Source organism: Alistipes dispar (assembly GCF_006542685.1).
Classification (GTDB): Bacteria; Bacteroidota; Bacteroidia; order Bacteroidales; family Rikenellaceae; genus Alistipes; species Alistipes dispar.
In genome coordinates, this window is sequence record NZ_AP019736.1 from 2304098 (window position 1) to 2325160 (window position 21063).

General features: G+C 63.6%; 20 protein-coding genes and 1 tRNA gene. 13 read left to right on the forward strand and 8 right to left on the reverse strand.

From position 1 onward, the window contains the following. Positions 1-2: 2 nt before the first annotated feature. Entirely contained in the window at positions 3-446 is a 444-nt protein-coding gene (gene rpiB / locus FME97_RS09670) for a ribose 5-phosphate isomerase B (RefSeq protein ID WP_141429380.1), read from the reverse strand. A gap of 243 nt (positions 447-689) precedes the next feature. Between rpiB and FME97_RS09675 the strand changes: the two genes are divergently transcribed. Continuing rightward, positions 690-1055: a YbaN family protein gene (locus FME97_RS09675; RefSeq protein WP_141429382.1), complete on the forward strand. Its 366-nt coding sequence runs from the start codon at positions 690-692 to the stop codon at positions 1053-1055. A 168-nt stretch (positions 1056-1223) separates the two neighbouring features. Here FME97_RS09675 and FME97_RS09680 read toward each other — a convergent pair whose 3' ends face one another. Further along, positions 1224-1541, reverse strand: coding sequence for a hypothetical protein (locus FME97_RS09680; RefSeq protein WP_141429384.1), 318 nt, complete (start codon positions 1539-1541; stop codon positions 1224-1226). A gap of 13 nt (positions 1542-1554) precedes the next feature. Beyond that, positions 1555-3357, reverse strand: a complete 1803-nt coding sequence (gene typA / locus FME97_RS09685; RefSeq protein ID WP_141429386.1) for a translational GTPase TypA — start codon at positions 3355-3357, stop codon at positions 1555-1557. Positions 3358-3439: 82 nt separating this feature from the next. Here typA and aroB point away from each other — a divergent pair, with 82 nt between their 5' ends. Continuing rightward, the gene (gene aroB, locus FME97_RS09690) at positions 3440-4456 is read left to right on the forward strand and encodes a 3-dehydroquinate synthase (RefSeq protein ID WP_141429388.1); all 1017 of its coding nucleotides are present in this window, start codon (positions 3440-3442) and stop codon (positions 4454-4456) included. A 91-nt stretch (positions 4457-4547) separates the two neighbouring features. Here the strand turns inward: aroB and FME97_RS09695 are convergent, their stop codons facing one another. The 3 genes from FME97_RS09695 to FME97_RS09705 form a co-directional block, all read right to left on the reverse strand. Continuing rightward, positions 4548-5825 (reverse strand): malic enzyme-like NAD(P)-binding protein, encoded by a 1278-nt coding sequence (locus tag FME97_RS09695; RefSeq protein ID WP_141429390.1) that lies wholly within the window; start codon positions 5823-5825, stop codon positions 4548-4550. Between the two features lie 146 nt (positions 5826-5971). Further along, a complete protein-coding gene (ruvB, locus tag FME97_RS09700; protein WP_141429392.1) occupies positions 5972-6976 on the reverse strand; it encodes a Holliday junction branch migration DNA helicase RuvB in 1005 nt (334 codons plus the stop codon). Between the two features lie 101 nt (positions 6977-7077). Then, complete coding sequence (locus FME97_RS09705) at positions 7078-7770, reverse strand: NigD1/NigD2 family lipoprotein (protein WP_141429394.1); 693 nt, start codon at positions 7768-7770, stop codon at positions 7078-7080. Positions 7771-7909: 139 nt separating this feature from the next. Here FME97_RS09705 and FME97_RS09710 point away from each other — a divergent pair, with 139 nt between their 5' ends. Both FME97_RS09710 and FME97_RS09715 read left to right on the forward strand, forming a co-directional pair. Next, complete coding sequence (locus FME97_RS09710; RefSeq protein WP_141429395.1) at positions 7910-8458, forward strand: RNA polymerase sigma factor; 549 nt, start codon at positions 7910-7912, stop codon at positions 8456-8458. A 3-nt stretch (positions 8459-8461) separates the two neighbouring features. Next, positions 8462-9883, forward strand: a complete 1422-nt coding sequence (locus FME97_RS09715; protein ID WP_141429397.1) for a porin family protein — start codon at positions 8462-8464, stop codon at positions 9881-9883. 245 nt (positions 9884-10128) lie between these two features. Here the strand turns inward: FME97_RS09715 and FME97_RS09720 are convergent. Then, positions 10129-10200 (reverse strand) — tRNA-Arg (locus FME97_RS09720). 42 nt (positions 10201-10242) lie between these two features. Between FME97_RS09720 and FME97_RS09725 the strand changes: the two genes are divergently transcribed. The 6 genes from FME97_RS09725 to FME97_RS09750 all read left to right on the forward strand — a co-directional run bounded on the left by FME97_RS09725 (position 10243) and on the right by FME97_RS09750 (position 15240). Beyond that, positions 10243-10872 (forward strand): hypothetical protein, encoded by a 630-nt coding sequence (locus FME97_RS09725; protein WP_141429399.1) that lies wholly within the window; start codon positions 10243-10245, stop codon positions 10870-10872. A 4-nt stretch (positions 10873-10876) separates the two neighbouring features. After that, positions 10877-11473 (forward strand): riboflavin synthase, encoded by a 597-nt coding sequence (locus FME97_RS09730; RefSeq protein ID WP_141429401.1) that lies wholly within the window; start codon positions 10877-10879, stop codon positions 11471-11473. A 9-nt stretch (positions 11474-11482) separates the two neighbouring features. Then, positions 11483-12532 (forward strand): sensor histidine kinase, encoded by a 1050-nt coding sequence (locus FME97_RS09735; RefSeq protein WP_141429403.1) that lies wholly within the window; start codon positions 11483-11485, stop codon positions 12530-12532. A gap of 241 nt (positions 12533-12773) precedes the next feature. After that, positions 12774-13670 (forward strand): prolipoprotein diacylglyceryl transferase, encoded by an 897-nt coding sequence (gene lgt, locus FME97_RS09740; RefSeq protein ID WP_141429405.1) that lies wholly within the window; start codon positions 12774-12776, stop codon positions 13668-13670. Next, on the forward strand, positions 13667-14752 hold the full coding sequence (locus tag FME97_RS09745; RefSeq protein WP_141429407.1) for a hypothetical protein: 1086 nt from the start codon (positions 13667-13669) through the stop codon (positions 14750-14752). The genes lgt and FME97_RS09745 overlap by 4 nt, the downstream gene beginning before the upstream one ends. Beyond that, a complete protein-coding gene (locus FME97_RS09750) occupies positions 14752-15240 on the forward strand; it encodes a GtrA family protein (protein ID WP_141429409.1) in 489 nt (162 codons plus the stop codon). The genes FME97_RS09745 and FME97_RS09750 overlap by 1 nt, the downstream gene beginning before the upstream one ends. 99 nt (positions 15241-15339) lie before the next feature. Here the strand turns inward: FME97_RS09750 and uvrB are convergent, their stop codons facing one another. After that, on the reverse strand, positions 15340-17388 hold the full coding sequence (gene uvrB / locus FME97_RS09755) for an excinuclease ABC subunit UvrB (RefSeq protein WP_141429411.1): 2049 nt from the start codon (positions 17386-17388) through the stop codon (positions 15340-15342). A 243-nt stretch (positions 17389-17631) separates the two neighbouring features. Between uvrB and dnaG the strand changes: the two genes are divergently transcribed. From dnaG to FME97_RS09770, 3 genes are all read left to right on the forward strand, one after another. Next, on the forward strand, positions 17632-19605 hold the full coding sequence (gene dnaG, locus FME97_RS09760) for a DNA primase (protein ID WP_141429413.1): 1974 nt from the start codon (positions 17632-17634) through the stop codon (positions 19603-19605). 164 nt (positions 19606-19769) lie between these two features. Then, a complete protein-coding gene (gene smpB, locus FME97_RS09765) occupies positions 19770-20234 on the forward strand; it encodes an SsrA-binding protein SmpB (protein ID WP_141429414.1) in 465 nt (154 codons plus the stop codon). Further along, a complete protein-coding gene (locus tag FME97_RS09770) occupies positions 20231-21007 on the forward strand; it encodes an HAD hydrolase family protein (protein ID WP_141429416.1) in 777 nt (258 codons plus the stop codon). Before smpB ends, FME97_RS09770 begins: the two co-directional genes overlap by 4 nt. Positions 21008-21063 lie beyond the last annotated feature (56 nt).

The following is a 21063-nucleotide window of genomic DNA, read 5'->3' on the forward strand; positions in this document are numbered from 1 at the left end:
GGCTATTTGCAGCCCCCGACGGGCATCTTGGCGATACGCCCTTCGTGGCGGCCGCCTTCGAACGAGGCCGAGAAGAAGGCTTCGAGCATCTGCACCGCCTCGTCGTTGGTGATGAAGCGCGCCGGGAAGACGATCACGTTGGCGTCGTTGTGGCGGCGGATCAGCGAGGCCACCTCCGCGTCCCAGCACAGTCCGGCCCGGATGCCCCGGTGCTTGTTGAGCGTCATGGTCATCCCCTCGCCCGAGCCGCAGAGGGCGATACCCTGTTCCAGTTCGCCCGCCTCGATGGCCTCGGCCAGCGGATGCGCGTAATCGGGGTAATCGACGCTCTCGGGCGAGTGGGTCCCGAAGTCGAGCACCTCGTAACCCATGGCGTCGAGGTAACCCACCAGAAACTCTTTCATTTCGTAGCCCGCGTGGTCGCAGGCGATGCCGATTTTTTTCATTCCGTATGCGATTTGTCGTTCGTGTTGCAAGGATCGTGCGGGGCCGGGGCGGAGTCTCCGGAAAAGGCCCGCAGGCAAAGATAGTGCAACGCCCGGCCAATGCCAAATTTATCCGGCGGGAAAACACCGGCCGGGGGAAGAATTTGTCTCCTTCGGCACGGCAGGGCCTTTCGTCCCGCCCGTCCGGCGACCGTGCGCCCCGCCGCATTTGGTTCCGTGCGCGGCTTGCGCTATCTTTGCCGCATGAAAACCCTTCTGGCCGCTTTGGGTGCGTTCGCACTCGCTTTGGGCGTCATCGGTATCTTCGTGCCGCTGCTGCCCACCACGCCCTTTCTGCTGCTGGCGGCGGCCTTGTGGGTCCGCTCCTCCCCGCGGCTTTACGGGTGGCTGCTTTCCCACCGCAGGCTGGGCGGCTATATCCGCGATTTCCGGGAGAAACGGGCCATTCCGCTGCGTGCCAAGGTCCTCTCGCTGGGGCTGATGTGGGCTTCGATGCTCTACTGCGTCTTCGCCGTGGTCGATGCGTGGCCATGGGCGCAGGCGTCGCTGCTGGCCGTGGCCGCCGGCATCACCTGGCACATTCTGTCGTTCGCCACGCTGCGGCGGTAGTAGTCATCGGGGTTCCGCCTCTCCTCCGGCGGCAGGCCGTTTCCCTTGAATACGGAGCCGGGCGGCGATACTGCACGGATGTGGGGCCGAAAAAAACGGACCTTCGGGAGGAAGGTCCGCCGCATCGTGCGGTCCGTCGTGTCTTCGAAGCCGCCGGTCGTGACGTCCTTACGACAGGTAGCGTTCCGCGAGACTGATGAGCAGGCCGAAGAGCAGAGCGTCGAACACGAAGACGGGGATCGTCTTCCGTTCCTTGCCCGCGAGGGTGAAAAACACCGGGATCGACAGCATCAGGGTCGTTCCCATGCCGTCGGCCCACCACGGCAGGTAGGGCAGGTCGGCGTGGAAGACGATCACGGCCGAGAAGAGGAAAATGAAGAAGGCCGAGAAGCACGAACGGGCCGACGCCCCCTGGAAAACCTTCGGAAGGACGTCCAGCGCACCGGCCGCCGCGCCCACGCAGAGCGACAGGGTGAAGTGATCCATCGTGTCGCAGCCGTTATTTCGAGGCCCGTTTGCGGTCCACCTCGTGCAGCAGAATCTTTCTCAGACGCATGGCGTGGGGCGTGACTTCGACGTATTCGTCCTCCTTGATGTATTCGAGCGCCTCCTCGAGCGTGAAGACCTTCGGCGGGGTGATCACGGCCTTGTCGTCCGAACCCGAAGCGCGCATGTTCGTCAGTTGCTTGGATTTGGTGACGTTCACCGTGATGTCGTTCTGGCGCGTGTGCTCGCCGATTACCTGTCCTTCGTAAACGGAGTCCATCGGCGAGATGAAGAAGCGTCCGCGGTCCTGGAGCTTGTCGATCGAGTAGGCATAGGCCGTGCCCGTCTCGCCCGAGATGATCGAACCGTTGGTGCGCATCTCGATCTCGCCGACCCACGGTTCGAAGTCCTTCAGGCGGTGCGTCATGATCGCCTCGCCCGCCGTGGCGGTGAGCATGTTCGACCGCAGGCCGATGATGCCGCGCGAGGGAATGTCGAACTCCAGACGCACGCGGTCGCCGTTCGAGGTCATGTTCTTCAGCGTGCCCTTGCGCTTGGTGGTCAGCTCGATCACCGTGCCCGAGCATTCCTCGGGACAATCGACCGTCATCTCCTCGACGGGTTCGCACTTGCGGCCGTCGATCTCCTTGACGATCACGCGGGGCTGTCCCACCTGCAGCTCGTACCCTTCGCGGCGCATCGTCTCGATGAGCACCGAGAGGTGCAGCACGCCGCGGCCGAAGACGTTGAACGAATCGGCCGACGGGCCGGGCGTCACGCGCAGCGCGAGGTTCTTCTCCAGTTCGCGGTCCAGCCGCTCCTTGATATGGCGCGAGGTGACGTATTTTCCGTCCTTGCCGAAGAAGGGCGAGTTGTTGATCGTGAAGAGCATCGACATCGTGGGTTCGTCGATGGCGATGGGCGGCAGCGGTTCGGGATTCTCGTAGTCGCAGATCGTGTCGCCGATCTCGAAGCCGTCGATGCCCATGACGGCGCAGATCTCGCCGCACGGAACCTCCTCGACCTTCTTCTTGCCCAGTCCTTCGAAGACCATCAGGTCCTTGATTCTGCACTTCTGCATCGTCACGCCGTCGCGCTTGGCCAGCGTGACGTTCTGCCCGGCGCGGAGCGACCCGCGCGTGACCTTGCCCACGGCGATACGGCCCGTGTAGGAGGAGTATTCGAGCGACGTGATGAGCATCTGCGGCGTACCCTCGACCACGGCCGGTTCGGGAATCTCGTCGATGATGGCGTCGAGCAGCGGGACGATCGAATCGGTCGGCTCGTTCCACTTGTGCGACATCCAGCCCTGTTTGGCCGAGCCGTAGATCGTCTTGTAGTCGAGCTGCTCCTCGGTGGCGTCGAGCGAGAACATGAGGTCGAAGACCTGTTCGTTCACCACCTCCGGGCGGCAGTTGGGCTTGTCCACCTTATTGACCACCACGATCGGCTTCTTGCCCAGCGCCAGCGCCTTCTGCAACACGAAGCGCGTCTGGGGCATCGTGCCCTCGAAGGCATCCACGAGCAGCAGCACGCCGTCGCACATGTTCAGCACGCGCTCCACCTCGCCGCCGAAGTCGGCGTGGCCCGGGGTGTCGATGATGTTGATCTTGTAGTCCTTATAGATGACCGAGACGTTTTTCGAGAGGATCGTGATGCCTCGCTCGCGCTCCAGGTCGTTATTGTCCAGAATGAGTTCGCCGCTCTGTTTGGCGTTGTCGCGCAGGATATGCCCCGCCAGAATCATCTTGTCCACGAGGGTCGTCTTGCCGTGATCGACGTGGGCGATGATCGCGATGTTGCGCAGTTTCTGCATAGAAGTTCGTTTTGTCGTGCAAAGGTAAGAATTTCTCCGGAAATTGTGCTATATTTGTTCGATTGTTAAAAAAGTTGAATAAATGAAACCTGCTTTCAGCGTGCGCGGCCGGAGCGACGTTTTCATCGGCCCGGCCGCGGAGATTCTTCCGGACGTGCTGCCCGCGGGGCGCGTGGTGGCGGTCTCCGACGCCGCGGTGGCGGAGCTGCACGGCCGGCTGCTGGCCCCCTACGAGACGCTGCTCGTCGGCCGCGGCGAGGAGCACAAGACGCTCCGCACGGTCGAGACCCTCTGCCGGCGTCTGATCGGGATGGGTGCGGACCGCAAGACCTTCATTCTGGGCGTCGGCGGCGGCATCGTGACCGACGTGGCGGGGTTCGCCGCCTCGATCTACATGCGGGGACTTCCGTTCGGGTTCGTCTCGACGACGCTGCTGGGGCAGGTCGATGCCTCGGTGGGCGGCAAGAACGGGGTGAACGTGGACGGGTACAAGAATATGGCCGGAACGTTTACCCAGCCGCGGTTCGTCGTCTGCGATCCGGCGCTGCTGCGGACGCTGCCCGAAAGGGAGTTCCGGGCCGGGCTGGCCGAGGCGGTCAAGGCGGCGGTCATCGCCGACGCGGAGCTGTTCGCACGGCTGGAGCGCCTCGGCTTCGACGCGTTGCGCGGGGATACGGCGGAGTTGTCGGCGGTGGTGTCGGCGGCCGTGCGCGTCAAGGCGGAGATCGTCGAACGCGACGAGTACGAGGCCGGGGACCGGCGCAAGCTCAACCTCGGACATACGCTGGGGCACGCCATCGAGAAGTGCTCGGACGCCATGAACCACGGCGAGGCCGTGGCCGTGGGGACGGCGCTCGCGGCCGATGCGGCCGTGCGGCTCGGCGTGCTGGCTCCGGCCGACCGCGACCGTATCCGGGGATTGCTCGCACGGCTGGGGTTCGACCTCACGCCTCCGGTTCCGGTGACGCGGCTGTTGCAGGAGGTCGGCAAGGACAAGAAGAGCGAGGAGGGCGTGTTGCGGGTCGTGTTCCCGACGGGGATCGGCGGCTGCGAGGTGCGTCCCATGACGCGCGACGGGTTCGCGGCGTTGTTCGCATAAGGGACGTCGGGCGACGGTTCCGTTCCGAATATTTAACGGCGCGTTTCGAATCCGTATCGAAGCGCGCCGTTCGTGTTTCCGGAGTTTCCGGCTATTCGGCCAGCGTCCGCAGGCGCTCGGCATAGGCATCCCAGTCGGCGACGGGCCGGCGGGCGACGCCCGATTCGACGGCGGCGCGGGCTACGGCGGTCGCCACGGTGCAGAGCAGCCGCGGATCGAGCGGCTTGGGGATGAGGTACGAACGCCCGAACTCCAGCTTTTCGAGGTTGTAGGCCCGCAGCACGGAGGCCGGGATCGGCTCCCGGGCCAGCGCGGCGATGGCGTGCGCTGCGGCGAGCTTCATCTCCTCGTTGATCTTCGAGGCCCGTACGTCGAGCGCGCCGCGGAAGATGTAGGGGAATCCCAGCACGTTATTGACCTGGTTGGGGTAGTCCGAGCGGCCCGTGGCGAAGATGATGTCGGGGCGCGAGACGACGGCCGTGTCGTAGGCGATTTCGGGATCGGGATTGGCCAAAGCCATGACGATCGGGTTCGATGCCATCGTGCGCAGCATCTCGGGCGTCAGCGTGTCGGCCTTCGACACGCCGAGGAAGACGTCGGCGTCGTGCAGCGCCTCGGCCAGCGTCGAAATGCGCCGCGGGGTGGCGAACTCGCGTTTGAGCGGGTTGAGGTCCTCGCGGTGGGCCGAGACCACGCCGCGGCTGTCGCATAGCACCATGTTCTCGCGCCGGACGCCCAGCGAGAGGAACAGCCGTGCGCAGGCGATGGCGGCGGCTCCCGCGCCGTTGACCACCACGCGCAGGCGGGCGATCTCCTTGCCGGCGATCTTCGCGCCGTTGAGCAGTGCCGCCGAGGTGATGATGGCCGTGCCGTGCTGGTCGTCGTGCATGACGGGAATGTCCAGCTCGTCGCGCAGCCGCGCCTCGATCTCGAAGCATTCGGGGGCCTTGATGTCCTCGAGGTTGATGCCGCCGAAGGTGGGGGCGATGGCCCGCACGGCGCGCACGAAGGCGTCGGGGTCGGTCTCGGCCACCTCGATGTCGAAGGCGTCGATGCCGGCGAAGGTCTTGAACAGCATACACTTCCCCTCCATTACGGGTTTGGCGGCCAGCGGGCCGATATTGCCCAGTCCGAGTACGGCCGTGCCGTTCGATACGACGGCCACGAGGTTGCCCTTGCCCGTGTAGTCGTAGATCTTCTCCGGCGTTTGGGCGATGATGCGCGAGGGAACGGCCACGCCGGGCGAATAGGCCAGCGAAAGGTCGTATTGCGTGCGGTGGGGCTTCGTGGGAACGATGCCGATTTTTCCGGGGCGCTCTTCGCTGTGGTAGCGCAGCGCCTCCTCGGCGAGTTTATTGTCGGTTGTCATTGTTTTTCTCTTTTTTTCGGTTAGACCCGTCGAATACCAACGGGCTTTCGTTGCAAATATTGCGCCCGGCCCGGAGAATGGGGGGGACGACCGTCCGGCATGCGGCTCCTTTGCGGCCGGAAGCCTCGCTCCGGGCTGCCGGGCGGTCAGAAAAGCGTGCCTTCGCTGCGGGGCGGGGTGAAGCCCATGTGTTCGTAGGCCAGCGCCGTGGCTTCGCGGCCGCGGGGCGTGCGTTTGAGGAACCCCTCCTTGATGAGGAACGGTTCGTAAACCTCCTCGATCGTGCCGGCCTCCTCGCCGACGGCCGTGGCGACGGTGTTCAGCCCGACGGGTCCGCCGTTGAACTTCTCGATGATCGTCGAGAGGATGCGGTTGTCCATGCGGTCCAGTCCGCGCGAGTCGATGTTGAGCGCCGCGAGGGCGATGCGGGTGATGGCCAGGTCGATGTGCCCCTCGCCCTTGACCATCGCGAAGTCGCGCACGCGCCGCAGCAGGGCGTTGGCGATGCGCGGCGTGCCGCGCGAGCGCAGGGCCACCTCGTGCGCCGCGTCGTCGTCGATCGAGACGTCGAGAATCCGCGCCGACCGCCGCACGATGCCGGCCAGGACCGGAGCGTCGTAATACTCCAGGTGGCACTGGATGCCGAACCGCGCCCGGAGGGGCGAGGTCAGCAGACCGCTGCGCGTCGTGGCTCCGATGAGCGTGAAGGGGGCCAGCTCGATCTGGATCGAACGCGCCGAAGGACCCTTGTCGAGTACGATGTCGATCTTGTAGTCCTCCATCGCCGAATAGAGATACTCCTCGACGATCGGGCTGAGGCGGTGGATTTCGTCGATGAAGAGCACGTCGCCCGGGTTGAGGTTGGTCAGCAGGCCGGCCAGGTCGCCCGGCTTGTCCAGCACGGGACCCGACGTGACGCGCAGCTGCGCTCCCATCTCGTTGGCGATGATATTCGCCAGCGTCGTCTTGCCCAGTCCCGGAGGTCCGTGCAGCAGCACGTGGTCCAGCGAGTCGCCGCGCATGAGCGCCGCCTTGATGAAGATGCGGAGGTTCTCGACGATCTTGTCCTGTCCCGAGAAGTTTTCGAGCTCCTGCGGGCGGATCCTGTTCTCGAATTCGAGGTCGCTCTCTGTATTGCGTACGATAGACATGCGGCAAAGATAGCGAATTTTCACGAGACGCCGCGGCGCCCCGCGAAAAAATCCGGCCCGCGGGAAGGCGGGCCGGACGGGGACTTGCGCGTTCGGAGCGGCTACTGTTCCTGCGGCAGGTCCAGCTTGATGTGTTTCGTGCCGTTCTCGCAGGTCTCGATCCCGAGAATCACGCCCTTTTTTCCCTCCAGTTCCGCGGCGATCGGGGTCAGGTCGAACGAGACGTAGTATCCCTGCGTGTAGCCCGGGACGTCGCCGCCGGCGCTGTGGTGCAGTTCGAGGTTGAGGTAACCCTCCTCGGTCTGTTCGGGAGCCTCGACCTTGTTGACGATCACCGAAAAGGTGTGTTTCGAGTTGTCCGTCACGGGGTAGAGCAGATAAAGGGTCAGCCATTTCGGCGTGAGGTTGAAATACTGCCAGTAGGCCGCCGGGAAGCCGGCGCAGTCGCCGCCCTGCCGGTCCAGCTCCTCCTGCGTCGTGACGATCGCGGAGGGGCCGGTGTAGATCTCCTCGGCGCGGTAGAGGCGGATGTTGTAGTCGTAGTCGGGAATCCCTTCGAGCAGGTCGAAATAGATGACGGCCCGTTTCCCCTCCTCGGCCTCGAAGGTGGCGGATTTCTCGCTCGGGTAGAGCGTCTGGCCGTTGTCGCGTTCGAAGTAATACTCCTTGTCGCCGAGCGTATGCACGGTGGTTATCAGTCCGTAAACATACGGATAATCTCCGTCGTCGTCGTTGCAGGCGGGGAGCGTCAGGGAGAGGAGCGCCGTCAGAAAGAGCAAACCGATTTTTTTCATGATTTCCGTATTTTATTGTTACCTTTCGCTTCTGAAAACGCGCGGAAAGCCGGAATACTGCACGGTGCGGAAATTTTTTCCGTCCGGATGCAGTATTTCGCCGTCCGGACAATTTATATAGGTGAATTCAGCGATGCAGATGGATGAACGGATACTGGCCGAAGGGTGCAGAGAGGGGGACGGTGCGGCCCGGCGGGAGCTGTACGACCGTTTCGCCGGGCGTCTGATGGCAGTCTGCATGCGCTATGCCGGGGACCGGGCCACGGCCGAAGACCTGCTCCACGATGCGTTCCTGAAGATTTACGGCGCGTTCGGGAAGTTCTCCTACCGGGGTCCGGGATCGCTGAGGGCCTGGATGGAGCGCGTCACGGTCAATGTGGCGCTTGAATGGCTGCGAGGCCGCAACCGGCTGGGTATGACCGAACTCGACGAAGGAAGGGTCGCGGCGACCGTCGCCGAACCCGCCGTGTCGGATGTGGAGCAGGTCCCGCGCGAGGTGCTGCTGCGCTTCGTTTCCGAGCTGCCCGAAGGCTACCGGGCCGTGTTCAACCTGTATTGCATCGAGGAGTATTCCCACCGCGAAATCGCCCGGATGCTGGGAATCAACGAGAAGAGCTCCTCGTCGCAATTGTTTCGCGCCCGGGCGCTGCTGGCCCGCAAGATCCGGGCTTATTTGGAGTCGCATTGAAGTATGGAACGAAATAGAGAGTGGACGGATGCCGTGCGGAGCTCGCTCCGGGATGCCGAGGCCACGCCTCCCGCAGGGGGCTGGGAACGGCTGGAGCGGGAGTTGGCAGTTGCACAGGAGGGGGCTTCGCCCGCCCCTTCGCAGAGGCCCGCATGGCGGATCTATTGGCCGCGGATTGCCGCCGCAGCCGCCGTCGTGTTGATCGGGATCGTCGCAGGGGATCTTCTGCTGCGGCCGGATACGGTGTTGAAACAAGAAGGGGTTGTTATCACGACGGCGGACGGCGGCAAGACCGCGGAACCTTTGCTGCCCGGTTCCGGCGGCGAAGCGGCTGGGCCCGTCCTGGCGCAGGCCGTGCCGCCCGCACGAGGCGCGGCACGGGAGACCGGCTCCGAAGCGTCCGCAAGGCTGCGGAAGACGACCGGGCGGCCGGGATCGGAGGGCGGAACGGCTGCGGAGACGGCCGGGAATGCCGCGTCGCTGTTGCTGCGAACTGCGGCTCCGGACGCGACGTCGGAAGATGCGGGGGCGCCGGATTCGGCGGAAAGCGGCGGGCATGTCGCGGAAGTCGAGTCCGGCGGAGTGCCGGCGGAAGCCGCGGCGGCCGTTTCCGGCGGGGAGTCGGAGACCGGCCGGAAGCGTGCGTCCGACGGGCGGGCGACAAACGTCGGAAGTCGTGCGGCGGACAACGGCGGACGGACGGGAGGAGTTGCCGCCCGGTCCGCGGCAGCGGGAGGCAGCCTCTATGCGGTCCGCGGCGATGCGCGTCCGGCATCCCGGCCCTCCGCACGGAAGCGGATGTCGTTCTCGCTGTCGGCAGGAGGCGGCGTCTCCGGGGACGGTGGTTCGGCAGGACGGACGCCGCATTTTCCCATGATGAGCGATGCCCCGGGCGGCATGTCCTCGGTGATCGGCAACGGAGCCGAAATCGTGCTGCTGAAGAATTACGATTACGGGGAGAGTTCGTTCCGCCATCATCAGCCGCTGAGCGTCGCGTTCACCGTCGGGAAGGAGTTTTCCCACGGGCTGTCGCTCGAGAGCGGGCTCAACTACACGCTGCTGCGGTCGGACGTGCGGGCGATGTACGCCTCGGAGGAGACCGGGCAGACCCTGCATTTTCTCGGCATTCCTCTCAGGATGAAGTGGCAGTTCCTCGAACGCGGACGCTTCTCCTTATATATAGGGGCCGGAGGAATGGCCGAAAAGTGCGTCTCCGCGAAATTCGGCTCGAAGAGCGTGTCAGAGCCGGGCGTGCAGTGGTCGCTGCTCGCGGCCGCCGGCGCGCAGTACCGGCTGGGCGGGATCGTCGGACTCTACTTCGAGCCGGAAGGGTCGTATTACCTCACCGAAACGAACCTGCGCACCGTGCGCACCGATTCGCCGCTGACGCTGACACTCCGGCTGGGCGTGCGCCTCACGTTCTGACGCGGCCCGTTTCACATACTTGCATGTTTGTTGCATGGAAGAAAGTCTGCGCGCACGGCGCAGGCTTTTTTCGTCCGTGCGTGTCCGAATGTGCTATCAAAACGATCAAAAGTGTTGTTTTTCCTTGCCCGGAAGGATTTTGTTATTACTTTTGTCGGGAAAAACGATTTTCGAATCGGGTCGTCGGGCCGTTCGGAATGCGATAAAAAAAGCACAAGCACGGAGATTTCCGCACTTGTGCCGGGTAGTCCCGAAAGGAATCGAACCTTTATCGTAAGAACCGGAATCTTATATTCTATCCATTGAACTACGGGACCGGGACTGCAAAGGTGTGAAAAAAATTTAAATTATACAAAAAAATGCGGGAAAAACAGAATAATTGGCAGCGAATCGAGGCCGTCATCAAGTGGGCGAACATGTCCACCAACTACTTCGCCCGTCATATCGGTCTGGCGCGGGGGGAGAATCTCTACCAGATCAAACGCGGCAACAACGGCATTTCGCTCGACGTCGCCGACCGGATCGTGACGAAGTTTCCGCAGGTGGACAAGCTGTGGCTGCTGACCGGCGAGGGGCAGATGTTCGCCGAGGGCCGCGTGCGCGGGGCGCAGATACCTTATTACGACGTCGATGTCGAGCGGCACATTGCCGACGTCGGGCGGTTGAAGGCGGAGAGCTACCTGGTGGCGGCTCCGGCGGGCGACTGCGATCTGGCCATGATCTACGCCGGGCGTGCCATGGGGGCGCTCGTGCCGCCGGGAACGGTCGTGCTGCTGAAGGCCGTGGACCGGGATGCGATTATTCCCGGGGAAGAATATGTGGTAGTCTGCCGAAAAATTGTAACTTTGCGGATAGTTCGGGCCGCCGACGCGGAGGAAAAATTCCGCCTGGTGGCCGGAAACCGGGACGATTTCGACGATATCGTGGTGAATGCCAGCGATATAGTCTCGGTGTACAAGGTAAAGGGAAAATTGATCGTAAACAGTTGAGCGTATGTTTTCAGGTATCGTGGAGCGCACGGCGGAGGTGGTGGCCATCCGCACGGACCGTCAGAACAGGGATTTCACGCTGCGCGCGGATTTCTGCGGCGAGTTGAAAATCGACCAGAGCATAGCACATAACGGCGTATGTTTGACGGTTGTGGGCATCGAAGGCGATACCTACACCGTCACGGCCATGAAGGAGACGCTCGACCGGAGCAACCTCGGGCTGCTCCGCACGGGCGATCTGGTGAACCTCGAGCGGTCGATGAAGCCCGATGCGCTGCTCGACGGCCATATCGTGCAGGGACACGTCGATCAGACGGCCGTCTGCACGGCCAAGGAGGATGCCGACGGCAGTTGGTATTTCACTTTCGAATACGAGCCGCAGGGCGGGGGGCTCTGCACGGTGGAGAAAGGGTCGGTGACGGTCAATGGCGTGAGCCTGACGGTCTGCGACTCGAAGGAGGCGTCGTTCCGCGTGGCGATCATCCCCTATACGTTCGAACATACGAATTTCTGCCGGATCGACGTGGGATCGGTCGTGAACCTCGAGTTCGACATCGTGGGCAAATACATCGCCCGCCTGATGGGCAGTTACCTGAAATAGACCGGAGCCATGTTGCGAATCAAGACCAAGGAGGCCTCCTCGCTGTGGATCGCGCTGCTGGCGGCGGCGATCGTGGGGATTGTGCTCGGAGCCGTGCACGTGCGGTGGGGCTATGCGCTCGTCGCCGTGTCGGCCTCTTTCTGCGTCGTCTTTTTCGCGGCGCTGTTCATCATCCGCAAGTATGTGGCCTACAAGCTCAAGCCGATCTATTCGATCGTGCTTTCGCGCGACGTGCACACCAACGAGATTTTCTCCGAACTCAAGGACAAGCGTGTGGAGAACATCGGCGAGGAGCTGACGGCCTGGGCCGACACCAACGACCGGGAGATCGCCCGCCTGAAGGAGGCCGAACGATTCCGCAAGCAGTATCTGGGCAACGTGGCGCACGAGCTGAAAACCCCGATCTTCAATATCCAGGGCTATATTTCGACCCTGCTGGACGGCGGGCTGGAGGACGAGCTGATCAACCGCAAATACCTCGAGCGGGCCGAGAAGAGCATCGACCGGCTGATAAATATCGTGAACGACCTCGACACGATTTCGAAGCTCGAGAGCAACATGAACCAGTTGAAGATGGAGCGGTTCGACATCGTGGCGCTGGCCCGGGAGATCGCCGAGCAGGCCGAGATGGAGGCGGACAGGAAGGGCATCCGGATTTCGGTCAAGGGGGCCGAGAATCTTCCGTCGCCCTTCTGGGTGCTGGCCGACAAGCACTATATCGGGCAGGTGCTGGTCAATCTCATCATCAACTCGATCCACTACGGCCGGGAGGGCGGCGCGACGCGCATCCGCTTCCGCGACATGCTGGACCGCATTCTGGTCGAGGTCGAGGACAACGGGCAGGGCATCGGCAAGGAGGACCTGCCGCGCGTGTTCGAACGCTTCTACCGCACGGACAAGGGGCGTTCGCGCGAACAGGGCGGCACGGGACTGGGTCTGGCGATCGTCAAGCACATCGTCGAGGCCCACGGCGAGCGGATCACCGTGCGCAGCGAACTCGGTGCGGGCAGCACCTTCTCGTTCACGCTGAAGAAGGTCGGCTTGCAGGATATAAAATAGCGTCCGGAATATGAGATTCGGCCGTTTGCCGGAGGTATCCCCGCTGTTCTTCGCGGGGTGCAGCGGCGGCGGGGACGAATTTTCGCCGTCCCGGATCCGGCAGACGCTTCCCGACATGGAGGGAACCAGTTCTGCGGCGTTCGTGAATAGCGCGAAGGCTGCGGGAAACGATGGTTCCGGCCGCCGGGCGGTTCGCACGGCACGGGACGGAGCCCGGAAATGGAGAAACAAATTTGAATAGATGATACAACCTTTGAGCATTGTCTGGAATTTCGATCCGGTTTTCATCAGTTTCGGATCGTTCGACATTCGTTACTACGGATTGATGTGGGCGCTGGCCATTCTGATCGGAGCCTGGTTTTTCGACAACTTCTGCAAGCGCGAAGGACTTTCGCAGGAGGTTTCCGGTTCGATTTTCATTTACGGCACGCTGGCGACGATCCTCGGCGCGCGGCTCGGCCACTGCCTCTTCTACGATCCGGTGGAGTATCTTTCGAAACCGTGGACCATCATCACGGGGTTCCGCGACGGCGGCATGGCAAGCCACGGCGCGGCCGTCGGCCTGCTCATCGGGTTGTGGCTCTTTTCGCGCAAGAACCGGCTGCCGTACGTCTGGTCGCTCGACCGCATCATGATCGCCGTGGGTATCGGCGGGGCGGTCGTGCGGATGGGCAACCTTTTCAATTCGGAGATTTTCGGTACGGCGACCGCCCTGCCGTGGGGCTTCGAGTTCGTCCGTTCGGCCAAGTGGGTGCACGAGTTCGCCCCGGCGGCGGTGCATCCCACGCAGATCTACGAGGCGCTGTGCTACCTGGCCACATTCGGCATCCTCTGCTGGCTCTACTACGGCCGCGACATGGCGCGCCGCCGTCCGGGGGTGCTGTTCGGCATCGGCCTGATCGGAGTGTTCCTGACGCGCTTTTTCATCGAATTCATCAAGACCGAGCAGGAGTCCTTCGAAGTGGGTTGGGCGCTCGACATGGGACAGTGGCTGAGCATTCCGTTCATCCTGCTGGGAGTTTATATGATCTGGCGCGGAATGACGCGGCCCGCCGTGTCCGCGGCCGCTCCGGGGCCGAAGGCGGTTCCGGGGCCGGGGTCCGCTTCGGGAAATTCGCATAAAAAACGGAAACGATGAGCAGCAATCCGATGGAGGAACAGGTCGGCCGGGTCGTGGGAAACGTCCTGGCCGCAGGCGGGGAGATTTTCCTGCCGGAGGTGGGATCGCTCTGCGTGGAGCGCCGCCGGGCGCAGCGGTTGTCGCGCCGGAGCGTGCGGCCGCCCTACCGGGCGGTGACGTTCACCCCGCAACGGCGGGGGGTGTCGCTGGTGGAGGAGATCGCCCGCGTGCTGACGGCGAGCGGCATGTCGGAGGCAGAAGCCCCGCAGGCCGCACAGGAGGTGTACGGCCGCTGGCTGGAACGCGTCCGGGAGGGGGAGACCCTGACCGTATGCGGCGTCGGCGTGCTGAAACAGGACCGTTTCATCCTGGACGAGGCTTTCGACCGGCGGCTCAATCCGCAGGGTCATGCGCCCGTGAAGGTGCGTTCCGCAGGCCGGCCCGACTGGGTGATCTGGATCGGAGCGGCGGCTGTCGCGGCCGCGGTCGGAATCGGCGGATACTCCTATCTGACGACCCGTCCGGAGCGTTCCGTCGCAGTCTCCGCGGACCGAAACCCGTCGGCGGGCGTTGCCGGGGATGCGGCCGTCGGTCAGGAAACCGTTGCGGCGGGAACGGCCGGAAGCGCTGCCGGTGCGGCGGATGCCGTCGGAGGACCGGCTGCGGATGGTGCGGGATCGTCCGCCGCGGCGTCGGAGCCCGCCGGAAACGCTTCGGGCGCTTCCGCATCGGACACCGGTGCGGCGACGGCCGGAAAGACGGCCGGCACGGATTCGGGAGCAGCGGGTGCGGCCGTCACGGCACGGCAGACCGTGCGGACGGAATCGCGTCCGGCGTCCCGGCCTGCGGGGACCGAACCCGCTTCGATGACTTCGAAGCGCTCCTATGTGGTGCTGGGGGTGTTCAGTACGCCCGAAAATGCGGCCCGCGCCGCGCGGAACGCCGCGTCGGGTGACGTGGCGGTGACCTGCGGCGTCTACCGTTTCGGAGCCAAATTCATGGTGTCGCCCTTCGAGTCGGACGATCCGGAGGCGTGCGCGCTCTTCATCCGTGCGCATGCGGAGCGTTTCCCCGGCATGTGGACCTATACAGCCCGTTGATGCGCGTCGTGGAATGGATCATCCGGGCGATCGACCTGTTCTACATCGCGCCCGTGTCGTCGCTTCTGTCCCGGCAGGTGTTCCGCTATGCCGTCTGCGGCGGCGGAAACGTCCTCTTCGGATGGGGGTGTTACTTCCTGATATACAATTTTCTGCTCGATAAGGAGCTGCTCGACCTGGGATTCGTGGCTGTTTCGCCCCATGTCGCGGCGATGCTCTGCACCTTTCCGATCACCTTCTTCGCCGGGTTCTGGCTGAACCGCCACGTGGCGTTCCGCCGCTCGCCGATTCCGCAGGGGACGCAGCTCTTCCGCTACGCCCTTTCGGTCGCCGGGTCGGTCGGCGTGAACTACGTCTTTCTGAAATTCTTCGTCGAGGTCTGCGCGATCTGGGCCACGCCTTCGCAGATGCTGGCCTCCTGCATCACCACCGTATACAGTTTTCTCGCGGCCAAGTACTTCACCTTCCGCCACGCCGCCGCGGAGTAGGGACAGGGAGGCGATAGCGGACGGATCCGGGTACTCGATTCCCGGTCCGAGGTACGGTCCGGCTTTCGGAGCGGATCCGCCGGGAAAGGCGCCGGCAGGCTATTTCCGGTTCTCCTCGCGTAACTTCTGCAATTCGTACATGCGGTCGCGGAATTTCGCCGCGGCGAGGAAATCCAGCGATTTGGCAGCCCGTTCCATGTCCTCGCGCGCCTTGTCGATGAGCGCGTCGAGGTCACCGCCGGCCGTATAGGCGCGGGCGACGTCGGCCGCGGCCGGGGCGTAGTGGTCCTCCGCGATGGGATAGGCGACGGGTGTGTTGCCGGCATTCTCGTCGGTCCGGCCCGCCAGCAGCGTGCTCTGGCCCGTGCCGCTCTTCTGTGCACGGCGCGGCAGCACGCCGTGCTCCATGTTGTAGCGCACCTGCTTCTCGCGGCGGCGGTTGCTCTGCTCGATGGCATAGCGCATCGACTCGGTGCAGGTGTCGGCGTAGAGGATCACGTTGCCCTGCGAGTGGCGTGCGGCGCGTCCGGCGATCTGGGTGAGCGAGCGGACGTTGCGCAGGAATCCCTCCTTGTCGGCGTCGAGAATCGCCACGAGGGCCACCTCCGGGAGGTCCAGCCCCTCGCGCAGCAGGTTCACGCCCACCAGCACGTCGAACAGGCCGGCCCGCAGGTCTTCGAGGATCTGGATGCGCTCCAGCGTGTCTACATCCGAGTGGATGTAGCGGTTGCGCACCCCCACGCGGTCGAAGTATTTCGACAGCTCCTCGGCCATGCGCTTGGTGATGGTCGTCACGAGCACCTTGTCGTCGTTTTTCACCCGCTTGTCGATCTCTTCGAGCAGGTCGTCGATCTGGTTCGTCGTGACGCGCACCTCCAGCGGCGGGTCCACCAGTCCCGTGGGGCGGATGAGCTGTTCGACGATCACCCCTTCGCTCTTCATCAGTTCCCAGTCGGCGGGCGTGGCGCTCACGTAGATCGACGTGCCCTGCAACTGTTCGAACTCGGCGAAGGTCACCGGGCGGTTGTCCTTGGCCGCCGGAAGCCGGAATCCGTACTCCACGAGGTTCTCCTTGCGGGCGCGGTCGCCGCCGAACATGGCGTGGACCTGCGGCAGCGTGACGTGGCTCTCGTCCACGACCAGCAGGTAGTCCTTCGGGAAGTAGTCGATGAGACAGAAGGGGCGTGTCCCGGCGGCCCGGCCGTCCAGATAGCGCGAATAGTTCTCGATGCCGGGGCAGTAGCCCAGCTCCTTGATCATTTCGAGGTCGTACTCCACGCGCTGCTTGATGCGCTGGGCCTCCATCGGGCGGTCCGAACGCTCGAAGTACTCGATCTGTTTGCCCAGGTCGAGGTAGATCTGCTGCACGGCCGCATGGATGCGTTCCTTCGTGGTGACGAAGAGATTCGTGGGGTAGAGCGTCAGGGTGTCGAGCGAGTGGATGCGCTGCCCCGTCACGGGGTCGATCGACTGGATGGCCTCCACCTCGTTGTCGAAGAACATCACGCGGAAGCACTGGTTGCCGAATTCGCCGAAGGCGGCCATGATGTCCACCGTGTCGCCGTTCACGCGGAACGTCGCCGGCTCCAGCTCACGTTCGGTGCGGGTGTAGAGCGCCTCGACGAGCTTGTATAGGAAGTGCTTGTAGCTGACGACCTGCCCGACCTTCAGCGTGATGGCCGTGGCGTGGAAATCCGCGGGGTTGCCGCAGCCGTAGAGACACGAGACGCTCGACACCACCACCACGTCGCGCCGCCCCGAGAGCAGCGTGGCCACGGTGTTGAGCCGCATCTTCTCGATCTCGGCGTTGATCGAGAGGTCTTTCTCTATATAGGTGTCCGTCGCCGGAAGATAGGCCTCCGGCTGGTAGTAGTCGTAGTACGACACGAAATACTCCACGGCGTTCTCCGGAAAGAAGTTCCTGAATTCGCCGTAGAGCTGCGCCGCGAGGGTCTTGTTGTGGCTCAGCACGAGCGTCGGACGGTTCAGGTCGGCGATGACGTTGGCTACGGTGAAGGTTTTTCCCGAGCCGGTCACGCCCAGCAGCGTGTTGTGCTTCGAACCGTGCTCGATCGAGCCGACCAGTTGTGCGATGGCCTCCGGCTGGTCGCCCGTCGGGGCGTAATCGGATACGAGTTTGAAGTCCATAAGGCAAAGGTAGTGATAAAAAGAAACAGTTGCCAATTCCGTACCGCGTTTTTGACTCCTTCCCGGGTCTTGCGCAACGACGGGACGGGTTCCGTCCCGGTCGGGATGCGGGTTGCCGGCAGGTGTCGTCCGGCGGACCCGATCCGGCGGCGGGACCGCTCTCAAGGGCCGGCCGGCGGGGCGAAGGGGATTTTTTCGCTTTTCGTTTTCAATATTTCGCGGCGATTCGTACCTTTGTAGGCTATGATCGACAGGGAAACGGTAGACCGCATCTACGCCGCCGCGAATATCGTGGACATCATCGGCGATTATGTCACGCTCAAACGCAAGGGCGTGAACTATCAGGCGTGCTGCCCGTTCCACAACGAGAAGACCCCGTCGTTCGTCGTCTCGCCCTCGAAGGGCGTCTATAAGTGCTTCGGCTGCGGGAAGGGCGGCAATGCCGTGACTTTCCTGATGGAGCACGAGAACATCACCTATCCCGAGGCGCTGAAGATGGTGGCCAAACGCTACGGCATCGAGGTCCGGGAGAAGGAGCTTTCGGAGGAGGAGATCCGCCGCAACGACGACCGCGAATCCATGTTCGTCCTGAACGGCTGGGCCGCGGAGTATTTCGCCAATTACCTGCACCGCGAGACCGAGGGGCAGAGTGTCGGACTGGCCTATTTCCGGCAGGCGCGCGGACTGACCGACGCCACGATCCGCAAGTTCGGCCTCGGGTTCTGCCCGGCGAAGGGCGACCGCATGTCGAAGGATGCGCTGGCGGCGGGCTACAAGAAGGAGTTCCTGCTCTCGACGGGCCTTTCGCTGGCGCGCGAGCGCGACGGGTCGCTCTACGACCGTTTCCGCGACCGGGTGATTTTTCCCGTGCACAACATCTCGGGCCGCGTCGTGGCCTTCGGCGGCCGCACGCTCCGCACCGACAAGACGGTTGCCAAGTACCAGAATTCGCCCGAGAGCGAAATATACAGCAAGAAACGCGAGCTGTACGGACTGTACTTCGCCAAGCGGGCCATCCAGCAGCAGGATTTCGCGATCATGGTGGAGGGCTACCTCGACGTGATCTCGATGCACCAGGCCGGGATCGAGAACGTCGTGGCGTCGTCCGGAACGTCGCTCACGACGGAGCAGATCCGGCTGCTGGGACGCTTCACGAAGAACATCACGGTGATCTACGACGGCGACTCGGCGGGTATCCACGCCTCGCTGCGCGGTATCGACATGATTCTCAAGGAGGGGATGAACGTGCGCGTGGTGCTGCTGCCCGAGCCCGAAGACCCCGATTCGTTCGCCCGCAGCCATACGGCCTCCGAGGTGCAGGCGTATATCCGCGACCACGAACGGGACTTTCTCGAATTCAAGGCCAACCTGCTGTTGCAGGACGCCGAGGGCGACCCGATCCGCAAGGCGGCGCTGATCGGCGACATGGTGCAGTCGATCGCGCAGATTCCCGACCCGATCCAGCGGTCGGTCTATGTCAAGGAGTGCGCGCGGATCATGGACATCGACGAGAACATCCTCATCTCGGAGGTGGCCCGCAAGCGGCTCACCACGTCGGGCGACCGCGAGGCGGACGAGTTCCTGCGCCGGCAGGCCGCACAGCGGCAGCGGGAGGCGGCGCAGCCCGAGGTGGAGTATGTGCGGAAGGTCGAGGCGGGGAGCGGTTTCGAGGCGCTGGAGCGCGAGATCGTGAAATACCTGCTCAAGTACGGGCACTGTTCGTTCGACTTCAAGGAGGGACGGACGATGGTGGCGTGCAACGTCGCGGAGGTGGTCTTCGACGAGCTGGGGCGGGACAATATCGTTTTCCGCAACCCGGTGTACGCCAAAATCATGGAGACCTACCGCGGACAGTGGGAGCGGCTGGGTACGGGGACGGAGGTCCCGGCGCACTGTTTCCTGAACCACATCGACCCGGAGGTGTGCAACGCCTCGGTGGACATTCTCACCTCGGACGACAACTACGTGCCCAGCCAGTTGTGGCGGCGCAAGGAGATTCACGTGGAGAGCGACGCCGAGATGCTGGCCGTCGGAGTGCCGAAGGCCGTGACGCTCTACAAGTCGAAGGTGGTGGAGGAGATGATCAAGGAGTTGCAGGCGAAGCTGGGCGACGAGAGCCTGCCCGAGGAGGAGCAGGTGGCGTTGTTGCAGCGGCTGTCGGGACTGAACAAGGTGAAGGTGTCGATCGCCCGCAGGCTCCAGCGGCTCATTTTGTGAAAAAAGGGCGGGAGCCGGGGCGTACGCGCATCCCTGCGCATACCGTGTGCAAACAGAAAATAAACAGAAAGATGTGTAAAAACATATCGAAGATAAATGAATCAGTTATCTGACCCGATCCCCGCCCGGCAGGGAAAAATGCAATTAACGTACCGTTTTGAACGATGAATGAACAAAAGAAGATAAACGTCCGGAACAAGCGCGCCACGTTCGACTACGAGATTCTCGAGGAGTACACGGCGGGCATCGTGCTGGCCGGGACCGAGATCAAGTCGATCCGTGCGGGCAAGGTGTCGATGGTCGATACGTTCTGTTATTTCGACAAGGGCGAACTTTGGGTGCGGGGCATCAATATCGCCGAGTATGCCTGGGGCACGTGCAACAACCACGCGCCGCGCCGCGACAGGAAGCTGCTGCTCACGGCGCGCGAACTGGAAAAGCTGCGGCGCGCTTCGCAGGACCGCGGACTGACGATCGTGGGGCTGCGCCTGTTCCTGAACGACCGGGGGCTGGCCAAGGTCGTCGTCGGGCTGGCGCGCGGCCGCAAGTCGTACGACAAGCGCGAGTACCTGAAGGAGAACGACGCGAAGCGGGAGATGGACAAGGCGATGAAAAACTACAGACGATGATAAAGGCGGTTTTCCTGGACGTGGACGGGACGCTCGTCAGCTTCCGGACACACGAGGTGCCTCGTTCGGCGGTCGGGGCGCTCCGCGCGGCTCATGCGCGCGGGGTGCGGCTCTTCATCGCCACGGGGCGCACGGCCGGCGATCTGGAGCCGCTCGCCGGGATTCCCTACGACGGTGTGGCGGCGCTCAACGGCTCCTGTTGTGTGGCTTCCGACGGCCGTGTGGTGAGCCGCAGCCTGATTCCCCGCGCCGATTTCGAACGGGCCCTGCGTCTGTCCGACGAGCTGGGCTTCGCCCTCGCGCTCGAACTGGATGAAGGCGTCTTCGTCAATCGCATGACCCCGTCCGTGCCGGAGCTGGCGCGCATGGTGGCGCATCCGGTTCCCGAAGTGGCCGACCTGCGGGCGCTCTTCGACCGCGGCGGGTGCTGTCAGATGTGTTTCTACCTCGATGCGGAGACCGAGCGGCGGGTGATGCCCGAGTTGCCTTCGCTGGCGGCGAACCGCTGGTGTCCGATCTTCACGGACATAAACGTGCGCGGCGTGGACAAGGCGACGGGCATGCTGTCCTTCGCCCGGGAGTACGGCCTGCGGGCCGACGAGCTGATGGCCGTGGGCGACGGGGGCAACGACGTTCCGATGCTGCGGGCCGCAGGGGCGGGCGTCGCCATGGGCAATGCCTGCGGGGAGGCGGTCTCGGCGGCGGATTTCGTGACCGCCTCGGTCGATGACGACGGCATCCGGAAGGCGCTGGAGCATTTCGGGGTGATTTAAGATGCGGCGGGCATGTTTCCGCCGAGTGTAACGGACTGAAAACGAAACGGAAAGAT

Coding starts and splice junctions, on each gene's coding strand:
- rpiB (WP_141429380.1), bottom strand. CDS start 446: ATGAAAAAAATCGGCATCGCCTGCGACCACGCGGGCTACGAAATGAAA.
- FME97_RS09675 (WP_141429382.1), top strand. CDS start 690: ATGAAAACCCTTCTGGCCGCTTTGGGTGCGTTCGCACTCGCTTTGGGC.
- FME97_RS09680 (WP_141429384.1), bottom strand. CDS start 1,541: ATGGATCACTTCACCCTGTCGCTCTGCGTGGGCGCGGCGGCCGGTGCG.
- typA (WP_141429386.1), bottom strand. CDS start 3,357: ATGCAGAAACTGCGCAACATCGCGATCATCGCCCACGTCGATCACGGC.
- aroB (WP_141429388.1), top strand. CDS start 3,440: ATGAAACCTGCTTTCAGCGTGCGCGGCCGGAGCGACGTTTTCATCGGC.
- FME97_RS09695 (WP_141429390.1), bottom strand. CDS start 5,825: ATGACAACCGACAATAAACTCGCCGAGGAGGCGCTGCGCTACCACAGC.
- ruvB (WP_141429392.1), bottom strand. CDS start 6,976: ATGTCTATCGTACGCAATACAGAGAGCGACCTCGAATTCGAGAACAGG.
- FME97_RS09705 (WP_141429394.1), bottom strand. CDS start 7,770: ATGAAAAAAATCGGTTTGCTCTTTCTGACGGCGCTCCTCTCCCTGACG.
- FME97_RS09710 (WP_141429395.1), top strand. CDS start 7,910: ATGGATGAACGGATACTGGCCGAAGGGTGCAGAGAGGGGGACGGTGCG.
- FME97_RS09715 (WP_141429397.1), top strand. CDS start 8,462: ATGGAACGAAATAGAGAGTGGACGGATGCCGTGCGGAGCTCGCTCCGG.
- FME97_RS09725 (WP_141429399.1), top strand. CDS start 10,243: ATGCGGGAAAAACAGAATAATTGGCAGCGAATCGAGGCCGTCATCAAG.
- FME97_RS09730 (WP_141429401.1), top strand. CDS start 10,877: ATGTTTTCAGGTATCGTGGAGCGCACGGCGGAGGTGGTGGCCATCCGC.
- FME97_RS09735 (WP_141429403.1), top strand. CDS start 11,483: ATGTTGCGAATCAAGACCAAGGAGGCCTCCTCGCTGTGGATCGCGCTG.
- lgt (WP_141429405.1), top strand. CDS start 12,774: ATGATACAACCTTTGAGCATTGTCTGGAATTTCGATCCGGTTTTCATC.
- FME97_RS09745 (WP_141429407.1), top strand. CDS start 13,667: ATGAGCAGCAATCCGATGGAGGAACAGGTCGGCCGGGTCGTGGGAAAC.
- FME97_RS09750 (WP_141429409.1), top strand. CDS start 14,752: ATGCGCGTCGTGGAATGGATCATCCGGGCGATCGACCTGTTCTACATC.
- uvrB (WP_141429411.1), bottom strand. CDS start 17,388: ATGGACTTCAAACTCGTATCCGATTACGCCCCGACGGGCGACCAGCCG.
- dnaG (WP_141429413.1), top strand. CDS start 17,632: ATGATCGACAGGGAAACGGTAGACCGCATCTACGCCGCCGCGAATATC.
- smpB (WP_141429414.1), top strand. CDS start 19,770: ATGAATGAACAAAAGAAGATAAACGTCCGGAACAAGCGCGCCACGTTC.
- FME97_RS09770 (WP_141429416.1), top strand. CDS start 20,231: ATGATAAAGGCGGTTTTCCTGGACGTGGACGGGACGCTCGTCAGCTTC.